Annotated in this window: 16 protein-coding genes; 11 read left to right on the top strand and 5 right to left on the bottom strand. The window is 71.4% G+C overall.

Annotated elements, in window-relative coordinates:
• Positions 1-170: 170 nt before the first annotated feature.
• Positions 171-1,421, top strand: a complete 1,251-nt coding sequence (locus ACIA5A_RS20970; protein WP_396764742.1) for a sensor histidine kinase — start codon at positions 171-173, stop codon at positions 1,419-1,421.
• Positions 1,418-2,086 (top strand): response regulator, encoded by a 669-nt coding sequence (locus ACIA5A_RS20975; protein ID WP_396764745.1) that lies wholly within the window; start codon positions 1,418-1,420, stop codon positions 2,084-2,086. Before ACIA5A_RS20970 ends, ACIA5A_RS20975 begins: the two co-directional genes overlap by 4 nt.
• On the opposite strand, the gene ACIA5A_RS20980 is transcribed toward ACIA5A_RS20975, so the two are convergent.
• A complete protein-coding gene (locus ACIA5A_RS20980) occupies positions 2,044-3,300 on the bottom strand; it encodes an MFS transporter (RefSeq protein WP_396764748.1) in 1,257 nt (418 codons plus the stop codon). The two genes, ACIA5A_RS20975 and ACIA5A_RS20980, sit on opposite strands and share 43 nt — an antisense overlap.
• Positions 3,301-3,375: 75 nt before the next feature.
• On the opposite strand from ACIA5A_RS20980, the gene ACIA5A_RS20985 reads away from it, so the two are divergent.
• The 4 genes from ACIA5A_RS20985 to ACIA5A_RS21000 all read left to right on the top strand — a co-directional run bounded on the left by ACIA5A_RS20985 (position 3,376) and on the right by ACIA5A_RS21000 (position 6,285).
• Entirely contained in the window at positions 3,376-4,332 is a 957-nt protein-coding gene (locus ACIA5A_RS20985) for a sulfotransferase family protein (protein ID WP_396764750.1), read from the top strand.
• A gap of 58 nt (positions 4,333-4,390) precedes the next feature.
• Entirely contained in the window at positions 4,391-4,798 is a 408-nt protein-coding gene (locus ACIA5A_RS20990) for a nitroreductase family deazaflavin-dependent oxidoreductase (RefSeq protein WP_396764753.1), read from the top strand.
• A gap of 8 nt (positions 4,799-4,806) precedes the next feature.
• Positions 4,807-5,637: a helix-turn-helix domain-containing protein gene (locus ACIA5A_RS20995; RefSeq protein WP_396764755.1), complete on the top strand. Its 831-nt coding sequence runs from the start codon at positions 4,807-4,809 to the stop codon at positions 5,635-5,637.
• A 66-nt stretch (positions 5,638-5,703) separates the two neighbouring features.
• Complete coding sequence (locus ACIA5A_RS21000; protein ID WP_396764757.1) at positions 5,704-6,285, top strand: dihydrofolate reductase family protein; 582 nt, start codon at positions 5,704-5,706, stop codon at positions 6,283-6,285.
• Between the two features lie 8 nt (positions 6,286-6,293).
• Here the strand turns inward: ACIA5A_RS21000 and ACIA5A_RS21005 are convergent, their stop codons facing one another.
• Both ACIA5A_RS21005 and ACIA5A_RS21010 read right to left on the bottom strand, forming a co-directional pair.
• Entirely contained in the window at positions 6,294-6,947 is a 654-nt protein-coding gene (locus ACIA5A_RS21005) for an AAA family ATPase (protein ID WP_396764760.1), read from the bottom strand.
• Between the two features lie 4 nt (positions 6,948-6,951).
• Positions 6,952-7,671: a GNAT family N-acetyltransferase gene (locus ACIA5A_RS21010; RefSeq protein ID WP_396764763.1), complete on the bottom strand. Its 720-nt coding sequence runs from the start codon at positions 7,669-7,671 to the stop codon at positions 6,952-6,954.
• Positions 7,672-7,783: 112 nt separating this feature from the next.
• On the opposite strand from ACIA5A_RS21010, the gene ACIA5A_RS21015 reads away from it, so the two are divergent.
• The 4 genes from ACIA5A_RS21015 to ACIA5A_RS21030 all read left to right on the top strand — a co-directional run bounded on the left by ACIA5A_RS21015 (position 7,784) and on the right by ACIA5A_RS21030 (position 11,190).
• On the top strand, positions 7,784-8,734 hold the full coding sequence (locus ACIA5A_RS21015; protein ID WP_396764766.1) for a DUF1963 domain-containing protein: 951 nt from the start codon (positions 7,784-7,786) through the stop codon (positions 8,732-8,734).
• Between the two features lie 50 nt (positions 8,735-8,784).
• Complete coding sequence (locus ACIA5A_RS21020; RefSeq protein WP_396764769.1) at positions 8,785-10,083, top strand: hypothetical protein; 1,299 nt, start codon at positions 8,785-8,787, stop codon at positions 10,081-10,083.
• Positions 10,084-10,096: 13 nt separating this feature from the next.
• Positions 10,097-10,630, top strand: coding sequence for a DUF2716 domain-containing protein (locus tag ACIA5A_RS21025; RefSeq protein ID WP_396764771.1), 534 nt, complete (start codon positions 10,097-10,099; stop codon positions 10,628-10,630).
• Between the two features lie 113 nt (positions 10,631-10,743).
• The gene (locus ACIA5A_RS21030; RefSeq protein WP_396764774.1) at positions 10,744-11,190 is read left to right on the top strand and encodes a GNAT family N-acetyltransferase; all 447 of its coding nucleotides are present in this window, start codon (positions 10,744-10,746) and stop codon (positions 11,188-11,190) included.
• Positions 11,191-11,284: 94 nt separating this feature from the next.
• Here ACIA5A_RS21030 and ACIA5A_RS21035 read toward each other — a convergent pair whose 3' ends face one another.
• Together ACIA5A_RS21035 and ACIA5A_RS21040 are read right to left on the bottom strand one after the other, a co-directional pair.
• On the bottom strand, positions 11,285-12,073 hold the full coding sequence (locus ACIA5A_RS21035) for a DinB family protein (protein WP_396764777.1): 789 nt from the start codon (positions 12,071-12,073) through the stop codon (positions 11,285-11,287).
• 161 nt (positions 12,074-12,234) lie between these two features.
• Positions 12,235-13,233 carry a hypothetical protein gene (locus ACIA5A_RS21040; protein ID WP_396764780.1) on the bottom strand — a complete coding sequence of 333 codons (999 nt, stop codon included), beginning with the start codon at positions 13,231-13,233 and terminating at the stop codon, positions 12,235-12,237.
• A 470-nt stretch (positions 13,234-13,703) separates the two neighbouring features.
• Between ACIA5A_RS21040 and ACIA5A_RS21045 the strand changes: the two genes are divergently transcribed.
• Positions 13,704-14,078: a DUF885 family protein gene (locus ACIA5A_RS21045; RefSeq protein ID WP_396764782.1), complete on the top strand. Its 375-nt coding sequence runs from the start codon at positions 13,704-13,706 to the stop codon at positions 14,076-14,078.
• Positions 14,079-14,111 lie beyond the last annotated feature (33 nt).

Below are 14,111 nucleotides of genomic sequence, written 5' to 3' on the forward strand. Positions count from 1 at the left end.
GTCCGGGCGGTGACGACGCTAGGTGCGCCCGTGGGACGCGGTCGTCGGTCGGGCGGCGCAACCGCCGTCCCTCCGGGGGTGGATCCTCGTTCCGGGTCATCCCTGCGATGTAGTCGATCTGCACACCGTGGCTGACGCCCCGGCCGGCGGGAAGCGGCGAGAATGGGTCGGTGCGGAGCATCACGGCGGTGGGGCCGCCACCGAGGCCGGGCTGGCGGGCGTTGCTGCTCGACGGCGTGCTGGCCGCCGCGCTGGGCTTCGTGTCCTTCCAGGCCGCCACCGACGACGTGGCGGACAACCCGGTGCCGCCGCCGCTGCCTCCGCTGCTGCCGCCGCCGGAGGCGACGCCGGCACCGCCGGGCTCGGTCCTCGGCGCGCTGCTGCTGGTCTTCGTGCTCTGCGCGCCGCTGGTGCTGCGCCGTCGCTATCCGCTCACCGTGCTCTGGGTGACCATGGCGGCCGCGTCGCTGGTGCTGGTGACCGGCGGGGAGCGGCAGCCGAACGTCTACCCGTGCGTGGTGCTGGCCTGCCTCGTCGCCGTCTACAGCGCCGCCGCACACACGCCGTACCGGTCGGCGGCGCTGGCCACCGTCGCGGTGGCCGCGCTGCTCGTCGCGGTCCTGCGCGAGTGGATGTCGGTCACGGTGCCCGGGGAGTACCTTCCGTTCGTCCTGTCGGCGCCGCTGGTGGCCGCCGCCGGCGGGCATCACGTGTGGCGACGGCGGGCGGGTGAGGACCGGCGGCGCCTCGACGCCGAGGCGCGGGCGCGCGAGGCGGCCTTGCGGGAGGCGGTCGCCGGTGAGCGGGCGCGGATCGCGCGTGAGCTGCACGACGTCGTGACGCACCACGTGAGCGTGATGGTGATCCAGGCCGGCGCGGCCCGGTCGGTGCTCGCCACCACGCCGGGGCAGGCGCGGGAGGCGCTGCTCGCGGTGGAGGCGACGGGCCGGTCGGCGTTGACCGAGCTGCGGCACGTGATGGGCCTGCTGTCCGGGTCCTCGCCGGACGGGCCGGAGGACCCGCAGCCGGGGATCGAGGGCCTGCCGGCGCTGGTCGGGCGGATGGACGGCGTCGGGGTGCCGGTGCGGCTGACCGTCTCCGGCGACCCCCGGCCGCTCAGCCCCGGCGTCGGGCTGGCCGCCTACCGGGTGGTCCAGGAGGCGCTGACGAACGTGGTGCGACACGCCCCCGGGGCGGTCGCCGCGGTGACCGTCGAGTACTCCCCCGAGGCCCTGCGGATCGAGGTCCGCGACGAGGGGCCCACCGAACCGGTCGCGGCCGGCCCGGCCGGCGCTGCGGGTGGGCGCGGGTTGATCGGGCTGCGGGAACGGCTCGCGGTCTACGGTGGGACCCTGCGCGCCGGGGCCGAGCCCGGCGCCGGTTTCCGGGTCGAGGCGTCTATTCCGTGGGAGGCGTCGTGACGGTGCGCGTGGTGGTCGCCGACGACCAGGCGCTGGTCCGCACCGGTTTCCGGATGATCCTCACCGCCGGAGGGATCGACGTGGTGGCCGAGGCCGCACACGGCGGGGAGGCGGTCGAGGCGGTCCGCCGCACCCGCCCGGACGTGGTGCTGATGGACGTTCGCATGCCCGAGCTCGACGGCCTGGAGGCCACCCGCCGCATCCTCACCGGCGCCGCGGCGGCGCCACGGATCATCATCCTCACCACGTTCGACCTGGACCGGTACGTCTACGCGGCGCTCACCGCCGGAGCCAGCGGCTTCCTGCTCAAGGACGTGTCACCGGAGCACCTGGTCGCGGCCGTGCGCCTGGTCCGCGACGGCGACGCGCTGCTCGCCCCGACGATCACCCGCCGGCTGGTCCGGCGCTTCGCGCGCAGCGACCCCCACACGGCGTCGCTGCACCGCGACCTGGCCACGTTGACGCCGCGCGAGACGGAGGTCCTGCGCCTGCTGGCCCGTGGTCTCAGCAACGCCGAGCTCGCGGCCGCGTTGCACCTGTCCGAGGCGACGGTGAAGACCCACGTCGCCCGCATCCTCGGCAAGCTCGGGCTGCGCGACCGGGTGCAGGCGGTGGTGGTCGCCTACGAGACGGGCCTGGTCAGCCCGGGCTCGCCCGAGGACTGACGCCCGGCGTCGACGGCTGGGCGGACCACGAGCGGCCCCCGACGGCCCAGCGCCCACACGGTGAGCGCGAAGCAGCACAACGCCGCTCCGGCGATCGTGATCGCGGTCCAGCCGCCGATGGCCCACAGCGTGGTCGCGGCGGCGGAGCCGGCGGCCGCGCCGACGAAGTTGCTGGCGGCCAGCGCCGTGTTGAGCCGGCTGCGGGCGTCGTCGGAGAGGGCGAACAGTCGCGCCCGGTTGAACAGCGCCTGGGTCTGGAGCGCCACGTCGACCATGACGACCGCGACGACGACGAGAACCACGGAACGGCCGGCGACCGCCGCGACGGCGAAGGCGGCGAGCGCCAGCGCCCAGGCCGCCCCGGCGGCCGGGAGCGACCAGCCGCGATCGTGCAGCCGGCCGCCGCGCAGTCCGGCGAGGACACCGGCGAGGCCGGCCAGGCCGAACAACCCGATCACCGGCGCCGGGTAGCCAAATGGTGGGCCGCTGAGCAGGAACGTCAGCGCCGTCCAGAACAGCGAGAACGTGGCGAAGCCGGTGGCGGCCAGGACCAGCGTCCACCGGACCGCCCGCTCCCGCGCGACCACCGCGCCGACCGACGCGACGAGCCGCGGGTACGCCAGGCGCGTCCGCGGCGGCAGCGGGGGGATCGCGCGGTGGAGCAGGACCGCGAGCAGGATCGCGACGACCGCGGCGACGACGAAGATCGCCCGCCACCCGGCGACGTCGGCGACCAGGCCGCTGATCGTACGGGAGGCGAGGATGCCGGTGAGGGTCCCGGAGCCGACGACGCCGACGACGCGGCCACGGTGGTCGTCACCGGCGAGGTCCCCGGCGAGCGGGGTGAGGACCTGCCCGGAGATCGTCGTCAGGCCGAGCACGCCGAGGGCGGCGAGGAGCATGCCGATCGACGGCGCCCACGCGCACAGCAGCAGCGCGGCGGCCGAGAAGGTCAGCATCAGCGGGACGAACCGGCGGCGGTCGAGGACGTCACCGAGCGGCACGAGCAGCAGCACGCCGACGGCGTACCCGATCTGCGTCGCGGTGACCAGCCAGCCGGCCGTCGCGGTGGCGCTGCGCAGGTCACCCGCGATGAGGCCGAGCAGCGGCTGGGTCCAGTACAGGTTGCCGACGGCCGCTCCGGCCGTCGCCGCGAACAGGAACGTCAGCCGGCGGCTCAGTCGCCCCGGCGGCGCCCTGCGAGCAGTGGCCACCTCGCCACGTTACGGCTCCCGGCGCGCGGACAAACAGCTTGCCCGGTCGTCTCCCGGAGCGCTTGACTGCGCTCCATGTCCGATCCTTCACCGGTCTTCGTCGCGGGCACGGGTCGTTCCGGGACGTCCCGGCTCGCCGACGTCATCGGCGAGCATCCGCTGATCCACCGGATCCCGATGGAGACCAGGTTCCTCGTCGACCCGGGCGGCCTGCGGGACCTGGCCGACGCGCTCACCCACCGGTACGACCCGACCGTCGGCGAGGACGCCCTGCACCGGCTGAGCGACATGCTGACCGTCCGGGTGCCCGGCCGGCGGGACGACCGCGGCAAGACGGTCCCCGAGCTGGTCGGCGTGCGGCGCTACCGGGACGCGGTGCAGCGGCTCTGGCCCCGGCTGGTCGCGCACGCCTACGACGAGCCGGCGCCGGCCGAGGGTTTCGGCGACGGTGACCGGCCGGCGGGACCGTTCGGCACGCCCGTCCGCCGACGGGTCGTACCTGGGTTCTTCGACGACCGGGGTGAGTTGCTGGGCGTCCTGCGGGGCCTGGTGGACACGCTGTTCGGCGGCGCGGCCGCCGACGCGGGCAAGCCGACCTGGTGCGAGAAGACACCGTTCAACCTGCTGTGCATGGACTTCCTCTGGGAGCTGGTGCCCGACGCGACGATCGTGCATGTCACGCGTCACCCGGTCGCGGTGCTGGCCTCACATCTGGCCCAGCCGTGGGCACCGTCCACGGTCGACGGGGCGCTCGCCTACCTCGTACCGATCTATCACCGATGGCTCACCTGGCGGGACACGGCGGATCTGGCGGGCCGGCGCTACGTCGAGGTGCGGGCGGAGGATCTGGCGGCCGACTGGCCCGGGCAGCGGCGCGCCCTGTTCGCGCGGCTCGGGGTGGACGACGTCACCACCCGGTCGACGTTCCAGGCGCACCGGCTGGCCCACCGCGACCACCAGTTCGACACCGGGACCCGCGAGCGGATCGAGGCGGCGCTTCACCGGATCGTCCCGGCGATGGGATACGAGTGACGCGGGTGACGACCAGGGTAGTGTTCGCCACAGCCGACCGGTCGGACGAGGGGCAGACGTGAGCGACTGGAATGACAAGATCATCGCTGAGTTCCGGGCCAACGGTGGCAGGGTGGGCGGCCAGTTCGCCGGCGCCCCGCTGCTGCTGTTGCACACCGTCGGCGCCAGGAGCGGCAAGCCCCGGGTCAACCCGATGATGTACCAGGAGCTGGACGGCGGCTACGCGGTGTTCGCGTCCAAGGCCGGCGCGCCCACCAATCCCGACTGGTACCACAACCTGCTCGCCGAGCCGAATGTCACGGCGGAGATCGGCACCGACACGATCGACCTGGTCGCCCGGGTCGCCGACGGCGACGAGCGGGAGCGGATCTGGGACGCGCAGAAGGCGGCATACCCGGGCTTCGCCGACTACGAACGGAAGACCAGCCGGCAGATCCCGGTCGTCGTGCTGGAGCCCGCACCCTAGTGCGGTACGTGTCCAGAGCGCCGCGACCGCCGCTGGACGACCTGACCGACGATGTCTACTTCCTGGACGGCTCGCCGCCGTACGCCCGGTTGATGTTGCCGCCGATGCCGGGGGCGTTCCTCATCGTGAACCTCGGAGCGCCGTTCCGCATCCGTGCCGGCGCCGACACGGAGCCGGCGGAGTACGCGGACGGCTGCGTGGTCACCACGCCCACCCGCGCGGTGGAGTTCGGCTACCCACCCCGGACCCGGTCCGTCGGCGTGCACGTCAAGCCGTGGGGGCTGGCACCGTTCCTGCCGATGCCGGCGGTCGAGCTGTGCGACCGGCCGGTGACATTGGAGCAGGTCTGGGGCCGCTCCGCCGTCGCCGGGCTGCGTGACCGGCTGGCCACGGCGGGCGGCCCGTGGGAGATGCTGACGCTGCTCGAGGAGGAGCTGGCGCGACGGCTGCGCGACGCGGCCGGCCTGGCACTGGTGCGCCAGACGAGCGGCGTCATCGCGGCGACCGGTGGGGCGGCGGCGATCGGCGACCTGAGCGTGGCGGCCGGGGTCAGCAGCACCCATCTCGCGCAGCGGTTCAAGCAGCTCGTCGGCGTCACGCCGAAGCGGCTGGCGCGCACCTACCGCTTCGCCGCCACGGTGTTCGCGATCGACCCCGCCGGGCCGGTCGACTGGGGGGATCTCGCCGGCCGCGCCGGCTACTTCGACCAGGCCCACTTCGGTCACGACTTCCGGGCGTTCACCGGGCTCACGCCGACCCGCTACGTCGACGTCCGGCGCCGGTTCCTGCGCGAACATCCCGGTCACGTGCTGGACGGCTGGCCGCTGCCGCTCGATTGATTTCCTACAAGAGCCGCACGTCGCGGACCGCTAGTTTAAGGGAATTCCCCGGCAGAGGAGCGCGATGTGGGCGCGGTCGTGATGTACAGCTCGGTGTCGGTGGACGGCTTCGTCGCGGACGAGAACGACCAGCCCGGACCGCTGTTCGACTGGTTGTCCGGCGGCGACGTCCCGTTGGACGACAGTGGCGCGTTGACGGTGTCGCAGACGTCCTACGACTACACCCGGCCCTACTGGGACGCGATCGGGGTGACTGTCGTCGGCCGCCGCGTCTTCGACCTGACCGACGGGTGGGACGGGAAGCCGCCGGGCGGGATCGCGCACGTGGTCGTCGTGACGCACCGGCCGGCGCCCGAGGGCTGGGACCCCGGGGCGCCGTTCCACTTCGTCGACGGCGTCGAGGCGGCGGTGACCAGGGCGCAGCAGCTCGCGGGCGACCGCGTGGTCGAGGTCGCCGCCGGTGACGTCGGCGGTCAGGTGTTCGCCGCGGGCCTGGTCGACGAGGTACGCATGGACGTCGTACCTGTCGTGTTCGGCTCCGGCAGGCGCTACTTCGGGTCGGTGAGCGCGCCGCATCTGCTGACGGATCCGGAGGTGGTGATCCGGGGCAACCGGGTGCTGCACCTGCGCTACCGCGTACCGCGTTGAGCGGGGCGTCAGCGCGCCCGGATCTCCCAGGCCGGCCGCCGCGGCTCGTCGTTGCGCACGACGACGTCGGCGCTCTCGACCGGGCGGTCCGTGGCGGCGTAGAGCCGCTGGGCGGGAAGGTAGCGCTCCCGCCAGCGCCGCTCGACGTCGGCCCGCGACGACACCCGGCGCTCCCGCACCACGGCACGGGCGACGAGCCGGTCGAGCGCGACCGACACGAGGACGCGCAGCTCCCACCGGTCGACGAGTTCCGGGCGCAGGAGGAAGACGCCGTCGAAGACCAGCACCGCGTCGACCGGGGCCGTCCGGGTCTCGGCATCGTCGTGAACCGCGGGCCGGAAACGTCGGTCCCCGCCCGGGCCGAGCGGATCGAGCAGCAACCGGTTCAGTGCCCCGTGGTCGTGGGCGTCGAGGTAGCAGCCCTCCGCCGAGAACTCCCCCCGCCGGTAGCGCCGCTCCCGGGGAACGAGGAAGTCGTCGACAGTCGCCCGGACGACGTGCCGGCCCCGCGCGCGCAGGACACCGGCCAGCTCGTCGGCGAGCGTGGTCTTGCCGGCGGCGGGCGGCCCGTCGACGGCCACCCGGGTCGGGTGCCCGGCGGTCACGCGTTCGACCGCGTCGGCCAGGTCGCGGAGCAGATCGTCGCGGGTGCCGTACACCATGTCGTCACTCCTGTCTGAGCGCGAGGCTCAGTTGCGCGCCGAGCTGCCGGAAGCCCAGCGCCCGCGCCACCCGCCGCGACGGTTCCGGCCGGGCCCGCCACTGCGGCAGGAGTCCGTTCGTCAGCGCGTCGACGACCGCCGCCGAGGCCACCGCGCGCGCCAGCCCGCGCCCACGCCGGTCCGCCCGGGTGAGCACGCCCAGGTGGGCCACCCGCCCCGGCCAGCGCCGGTAGCCGGCCGCCGCGAGCACGTCGGCCCCCCGGCGCACGACGAACACCGGCGAGGTGACGTCGGCCAACCCGCACTCGTCGGCGTCGTCCGCCGGCACGGCGGCCAGCAGCGCGGCGACATCGGCCGGCGCCCCCGGGACCACGGACACGTCACCGGACGCCGGCCGGAACCGGGGCTCGTCGAGGTAGGCCAGGCTCGCCGGCCCGAGCACCCCGGCCACCGGCAGGAGAGCGCGCAGCCGACCGGCGTCGGTCAGCTCCGCGACGGGCAGCCGCCGCAGCGCCGCACGCACCGTCCCCACCAGACCATCCGACGGTACGGTGACCACGGCGGCGCCGCCCAGCACGACGATCCCGACCCAGCCCGGTGGACAGAGCCGCGACCCGGCCGAGGCGGCCACCTCGACGCCGCCCCCGGCGGGAAAGGCCATCGGCACGCCGGTCAGGTCGAGCCACGCCGCACGGGCGCGAGCGAGCAACGGGTCACCGGCCATGACCGCATCCTCGCGCCCGGCCCGGCGCTCCCGCCAGTTCTTTCACCGCAGCCACCCCAGGAAGCGGCGGTGCAACGCCGCGGGTCGAATCAGACCTGTCAGCATGACGTCCGTGGATCACTACGGGCTCTTTCGGCGAGCGGCGACCGACGCGGGCTTCACCGAGACGGAGACGGCGACGTTCGCCGAACTGCTGCGCTTCGCCATCTCGACACGTCAGCAGCACAACGGCGACCTCGCGGCGCACTCTCGGGATCTGCCGCCCCTGCGGCCCGCCGACCTGCTCGTCGGCCAGGCCGGCGGCGTGCCGCAGCTCCCGGTCGGCATGCCGTGGCCCACCGACCCGGAGGGCTACCCGCTGCCGTTCATCGCGTCCTTCGACTGCGCCGCGCTGCCGCGGGTCGAACGTCTGCCGCTACCGTCGGACGGCTCCCTGCTGGTGTTCCTGCATCACGAAGAGGACTACGACACCTGTGAGCGCAGCGACGAGCAGCAGTACGGGCGGCTGCTTCACGTGAGGGCCGGTACGGAGACCGCGGCGCATCTGTCGGCTGGCCACGCTGCTCATCCCTACTACGCGGACCGTGACTTCATCGCCCCCGAGCAGGACCTTTTCGCTGTCGTCCACGCCGCCCTGCCCTCGTGGTTGACCGCGGAGGATGCGGACCTGTCCGCCTTTCAGCAGAAGCTGGCGCGCGACATGCCGCATCGTCGGGAACTGTGTGCCCTGGTCGACCAGCTCTGGCCGACCGCCAGCTCCGCCGCCTTCCAGTTCGGCGGCTACTCGTGGCACACCGGTGGCGTGTCCTACAGCAACCTGTACGACGATCCTGAGCTAGAGATGGCAGAGAAGAAGCTTCGAGGCCGCCTGGCCGGCATGGACCGCGCCCAGGAGGCATTCCTCGTGGAACAGGAGTTGCAGCGGGTCCGCCGGGAGTGGCTCCCGTTGGTGCAGTTCGAGACTCGTGACGACGTCTACTTCGGCCGCTTCATGATCCGTGTCGAGGACCTCGCCGCCCAGCGGTTCGACCGCGCCGTCTCCTGGACCGAGTTCACCGAGTGAGCGCCGATGTGCGGAAGGACCGACCGCGAGGCGGAGCGTAGGGTGCCGGTGTGGCTGATCAGGTCGGCGTGAAGTGGGTCGTTTCGGGTGGTTCCTTTGTCGAGCGGCTCGTTTGTCATAGCCGGTTGCCACTGAACGCTGGACTCGATTCCGCCCGGCCTGCGGTCCACGTGTGGGAGCTTGGATCTGGCGGGCTTCGGGAACATGGCATCATCGATGCCGGCCCCGACGCCTATCCGCCGGAGGCGTGGAAGCGCCACGGGCTGGCCCCTTCGGTAGCTTGGCATCCGCATGAGCCCAGCCTGGTGGTAAGTGGCGCGGCAGGGCTGCAGAGTTGGACCCTGGGCGGCCTCTTCGTCACGGCCGAGGTCCCTCCGAACGCTGCCTATCGTGATGTCGCGTTCAGCCCGGACGGACGAACGTTGTGGGCGTCGCCATCGTCCTCGCTCGACGAGGACGAGGCTTGGCAGAGATCGGATGCCCTGGACCTTGTCACGGGCGCGTTGCGGGTCGGCCCGCGCTGGGACACCGGAGTCGTCGAGCATCCGGGCGGCAATCTCGTGGTGACGCTGTCCAGCGACCAGGGGGCGACCGATGTGCTTTTCGCCCGGCCGGACGACGCCGTTCCGGCGAGCATGCGGATCCTCCGGCACGCGATCATCCTCGACGCGGACGGCTACACGGCGCCAGTCGTCTCCGACGACGGGCGATACCTGGCGGTCCGAGGAAATGCCTACGTCCAGTCCCTGGACGTCTTTGAGTTCCCCACGATGCGCAAGGTGCTGCACACGACCTTCGGCCAGCCCCACCCCGGCTACCCATATCCACCCGACTGGCTGGAGGAACAAGCCCGCTGGTCCCGCCACAACGTCGCTTTTGCGCCCGGCTCGGGAGTCATTCTCGTGGGAACACCTCAGGGGAACATCGTCCAGATCGATCTCGACAGCGGGAGGGCATCGGAACACCACGTCACCCTTGAGCCGATCAGCGCCCTGGCCGTCATGTCGACGGACCAGCTGGTGGTCGCCGACCGGTCAGGACAACTGGCGATCATGGACGCGCCGGCAGACGCGGGTCGCAACGTCGGGTCAGCCGGTGCGGCGGTTGCCCGGGCACGAGTCGAGGAGTTCGTCGCCGCCGCCACCGAATTGCCAACTGACGCCGACCTGGACGCGAGCCTCGTCCGTCACGATGGCCAGCGCACCTGGAACTCCGACGACCTCGAGACGGTGACCACGGCCGAGGATGCCGATCCGACCTGGCTCCGCCTGCAGAGCGCGATCAATACCCACCGTCAGGAACACGGCGAACACCAACCAATCGTTACGCCGGATGACACGGCTCACTGATGAAGGTGCGGCGATGGCGATGAGGGCGTATCGCGAGCTGACCGGCGACGAAAAGGCCGTTTGGGACCGATTCGACGCGGCATTCGACTTCCGCCCCAGCATGCGCCACTACCCGGCGATCACCGAACCGGCTCCATTGGTCACCTGGAGTCTGAGTGGCCTCGACGACGATCCGGAATATGTGCGCCTGGATCGCCTGGTCGAGGTCGTGCACGCCGGGATCACGGCTGTAACGGGCACCAGTTCGATCCTGTGCCTGGACTGGCAGCACCTCAGTTACCAGGTCTGGCCCGGCCTCGTCGGGCCAGAGAACATCAACCCAGCTGGCCGGCGCGGCTGGCCGTTGTCGCCCTATCCCGACGGCGACTACTCCATATACCTCGCCGAGGACTTCCGGTTCGGAACTTTCGGCCATCCATGGGAGCTGTCGCTGTGTGTGTTCGGCGGTGACCTGCTGGACGTGGTCGAAGTCGATCTCCACAACATCCTCGGGAAGGTTATGAGACGCGACGGCCGTAGTCGGCCGCAGGAACGCCGAAACAGCTGACCGGCTGGTGCTCGTGAGCGAGGTGGATCATGGGTGCTACCTACAGGAACTCCACCATGTCGTCCGGTTGTGCCGGTGCTCCGTCTAGCGCTTGATGCAGGCAAGATGGATCGATGGTGATCGTCAGACGGTTCGACAACGCCGATGCCTCTGCCGTGGCGAGCCTCATCGAACGCTGCCTACGTGAGGTCAACAGTCGTGACTATCCGAGCGAGGTGATCGAGCGGATGTGCGAGCACTTCACCGAACATCGCATCAAGAGGCTCGCCACACAACGGCAGATGTTCGTCGCCGAAGCAGACGGGATCGCCGGCACCGTCTCCCGTGACGGCAACAAGGTCTACACCATGTTCGTGCACCCCCGGGCCGTCGGCCACGGCATAGGACGGCTCCTCATGCGCCACATCGAGGCGCTGGCCCTGATCGACGGCTACGACCACATGGAAACCGGCGCGAGTATCACCGCGCACGACTTCTACCGCCGGCTCGGCTACATCGACGTCCGATCCACCGAGACAGACTTTGGCTTCAACTACATCCTGCGCCGCGATCTGCCCTGAGGGGGACGGCCACCAACTCGGACGGCGGGTGCGCGCTCATGCCGCTGATGGCGCGCGGCCAACAAGCGGGACCGGGCTGTCGGTCCGGCGTCGATCAGATCGCCTGCCGTGGCGCGCCTGGCCGCAGCGCGTCGAGGTCCCGTTCGGCGAACTGCCGATGGTGCCACTCCTCGTTCAGGACGATCAGCAGGCACTCGCGTACCGGGAAGCTTTCCGGCGGCGGCCAGCCGGCCCCCTCGACGGGCTCGGTGTGGCCGGCCAGGGACTCCTCGGTCAGGCCGTCGACCACCGTGCGCACGGTGGCCATCCGGTCGCGGCGCAGCGCCAGGACCTCCTCGAGCGAGGGACGGGCCTCGCGGTCCCGCGGGACCCCCGGGGTGCCCGGCATCTCGTCCCACGGCAGGTCGAGCGGGTCCCACGGCGAGGGGTCGCCCAGGATTGCCCGCCGTACCCACGCGTCGGTGGCGAACACCAGGTGACGCAGGGTCTCGATGAACGACCACTCGCCGTCCACCGACTCGTGCAGTAGCCCGGGTTCCAGGCCGCGAGCCCGCTCGACGGTGCCGTCCCAGAGTCGCTCGACGATGCCCCACGCCTCCCGGAAGCCGTCAGGGTCGGCGGGGCGCATCCTGGCCCGGTCGGGGTCGCGCCGGTCGAGCTCCGCATGGACCAGAGACGCGACGTCGACCCCGTTGACCACAAGGTTCCGGATCTCACCGTCGATGCGGACGTCAACCATCTCGACGCCGCGCATGACCGCCCCACTCAGGTCGACGCCGCGGAACCGGGCGTGGGAGAGGTCGACGGCACGGAACTCGGCATCGGCCAGGTTGACCCGCGCGAAACGCGAGCCGCTGAGGTTGTCCCCGGTGAAGTCAGCCATGGCCGGACCCTAGCCCCGCCCCGCGACAGGCCTCGTACCGAGCGCGGCCCAGACAAGTTTCACTCTCCACGCCGTCCCATCGACATCCGGACATGCCGCTGGCCGCACGCCCGATCGGCGTCCGTTCGTCCCGACGATCGGAGCTGATGGCTCGGCTGCTCTCAGTCCTCGAGTGGATCCCAGTGGTTGCTGTAGCGCAGCAGTGATCGGGCCAGGTCGAGGTGAGTGGCCGCCCACACGGTGTCGAAGAGGAACCACTGCTGGTACCCGAACGACTGACCACAGTGCATGGTGACCTGGGCAAGATGCTCGTCGACCTCGACGCGCGACGCGTCGGGGCGTCGGCCGTCGACGTATCGGCCCGTGGTGAGAAGCGCCATGGCTTCGCCGTGGGCGGCGCCGTGATCCTGAGGCAGGTCGGGCCACGGTTCGGCGTTGAGGTTGAAGCCGGGCCATCTGTTGCACCGGTCCAGCGCCGGACTGATGGCGTCTTCTTCGGGCGCGACGAGCGCTCGCAGGACCAGCAGCTCGGGTGGCCATGCTGCACCGCTGTCGGGGTGCGCGGTCCGGAGATGTCCGGCCAGTTCCCACAACCCGATCCCCGGGAATACCAGCGGCTCGGAGCAAGCGAGGCTTTCGCCGTCGTAGAACGTGAGGAAAACCGCGTACGTGCTGGCGTCACCGGCACTGGCGGGCGTAACGACCGTCACCGGCACATCGGCGACGAACGACGTCGACTCACCTCCCGCACCAGGCAACGGCCACGACTGGAACAGGTATGCCAACCGGTCGGGGGCGGTCGCGACCACCTCTTCATCGAGGAAGAAATAGGCCAGTTCCACCTCGTCGTCATCGGTCCGTACCCGAAGGCTGTGATCGTCGAGGCGGACGAAGTCCTCGTCACCCTCGACGTACAGGTGCTCATGCAGGAGCTCGCGCAGCTCGCCGGTCGTTGCCGGCCGAGGCAGGCCGTGCTTCCGTGCCGCCTCGAAGATCGAAGCGAGGCCGTAGACGTCACCGCCCAGCTCGTTCTCGACCCAGGACTCCGGATCGTCACAGTCCCAGCCTCGTCGGAACCAGCTCAGCACGGTCTCGTCCGGCAGCCGCCGGACCCGCTTGCTCAACCGGCCCTCGTAGTGGGAGCGATACACGAAATGCACGGCATGACGGTACTGCAGCCGGTCACGCGGATGTGGACGGGCAGACTCGCGCGCATACCGGGTCCGACCTGCGGGTCTTCCTTCGTTGGTGCAGCGAACACGGCCTCGACCCGCTCTCCGCAGCTCGCTTGTGCTCCTGCCCCCGACCCTTCTGCCGAAGATTCGGGTAACGCACTCTCACGCCGCGACGCGCTCGTCGCGGGAGGTAACCGGATCGCCGGTGCCGGTCTCCGGAGGCGCCGATGAGCGGAAGTTGTCAGACCGGTCCTGAACCGCGTGCCGCGATCGACGCAAGCTCGCATCACGGCAGCTGGGGCAGGCCCCAGCATTGCCCCCGTGATCGAGGACTTCGCGGATCGACTCCTGTGCGAGATGGCTGGCCTCGACACCTGCACAGCGGTCGTCGAGGCCGGTGAGCGGGATATCGACGGGCTTACCGACTACGGCCCGGAGGGCTGGGACATCTGTACATGCAGCTCCTGCGGGCGGCACGCGTCGTGGTCGACATCGGCTTGCACCTGCGACTGCCGATGCCGTCCGGTGACAACGCGGTGTGGACGCCGGATGCTGCGCTGAAGCTGCTGCGGGACCGCTGTCACCAGGGGCCGTACGCGTCCGCCGAGCTCGCGCGTTACCTGGGCCGGCCCGGGCAGGCGCTGGCCTACAAGGCGGGTGAGCGCGTGTGGCTGGCCGGCCGCTCGTCCTTCCCGGGCGACCGGCGTGCCTTTCACCGTCGGGCCATGGAGCTGGGATCGCTGGGCCTGGATCAGCTGACGGCCGCCCTCCAGAGTGACCGCGCGCCACTCGTGCACCCCGATGCGACAAGCAAGGGGCCGCGCTTGTAGTTGCGCACCCTTGATGCCTGACCAGGCTTTCCA

The organism is Micromonospora sp. NPDC051300, from assembly GCF_044455315.1.
GTDB classification, from domain to species: Bacteria; Actinomycetota; Actinomycetes; order Mycobacteriales; family Micromonosporaceae; genus Micromonospora; species Micromonospora robiginosa.

What these genes read in the sequence shown, in the direction of transcription:
- ACIA5A_RS21025 (WP_396764771.1), top strand. Translation starts at nt 10,097, where the DNA reads ATGGCGATGAGGGCGTATCGCGAGCTGACCGGCGACGAAAAGGCCGTT.
- ACIA5A_RS21030 (WP_396764774.1), top strand. Translation starts at nt 10,744, where the DNA reads ATGGTGATCGTCAGACGGTTCGACAACGCCGATGCCTCTGCCGTGGCG.
- ACIA5A_RS21010 (WP_396764763.1), bottom strand. Translation starts at nt 7,671, where the DNA reads ATGGCCGGTGACCCGTTGCTCGCTCGCGCCCGTGCGGCGTGGCTCGAC.
- ACIA5A_RS21005 (WP_396764760.1), bottom strand. Translation starts at nt 6,947, where the DNA reads ATGGTGTACGGCACCCGCGACGATCTGCTCCGCGACCTGGCCGACGCG.
- ACIA5A_RS20985 (WP_396764750.1), top strand. Translation starts at nt 3,376, where the DNA reads ATGTCCGATCCTTCACCGGTCTTCGTCGCGGGCACGGGTCGTTCCGGG.
- ACIA5A_RS21035 (WP_396764777.1), bottom strand. Translation starts at nt 12,073, where the DNA reads ATGGCTGACTTCACCGGGGACAACCTCAGCGGCTCGCGTTTCGCGCGG.
- ACIA5A_RS21045 (WP_396764782.1), top strand. Translation starts at nt 13,704, where the DNA reads ATGCAGCTCCTGCGGGCGGCACGCGTCGTGGTCGACATCGGCTTGCAC.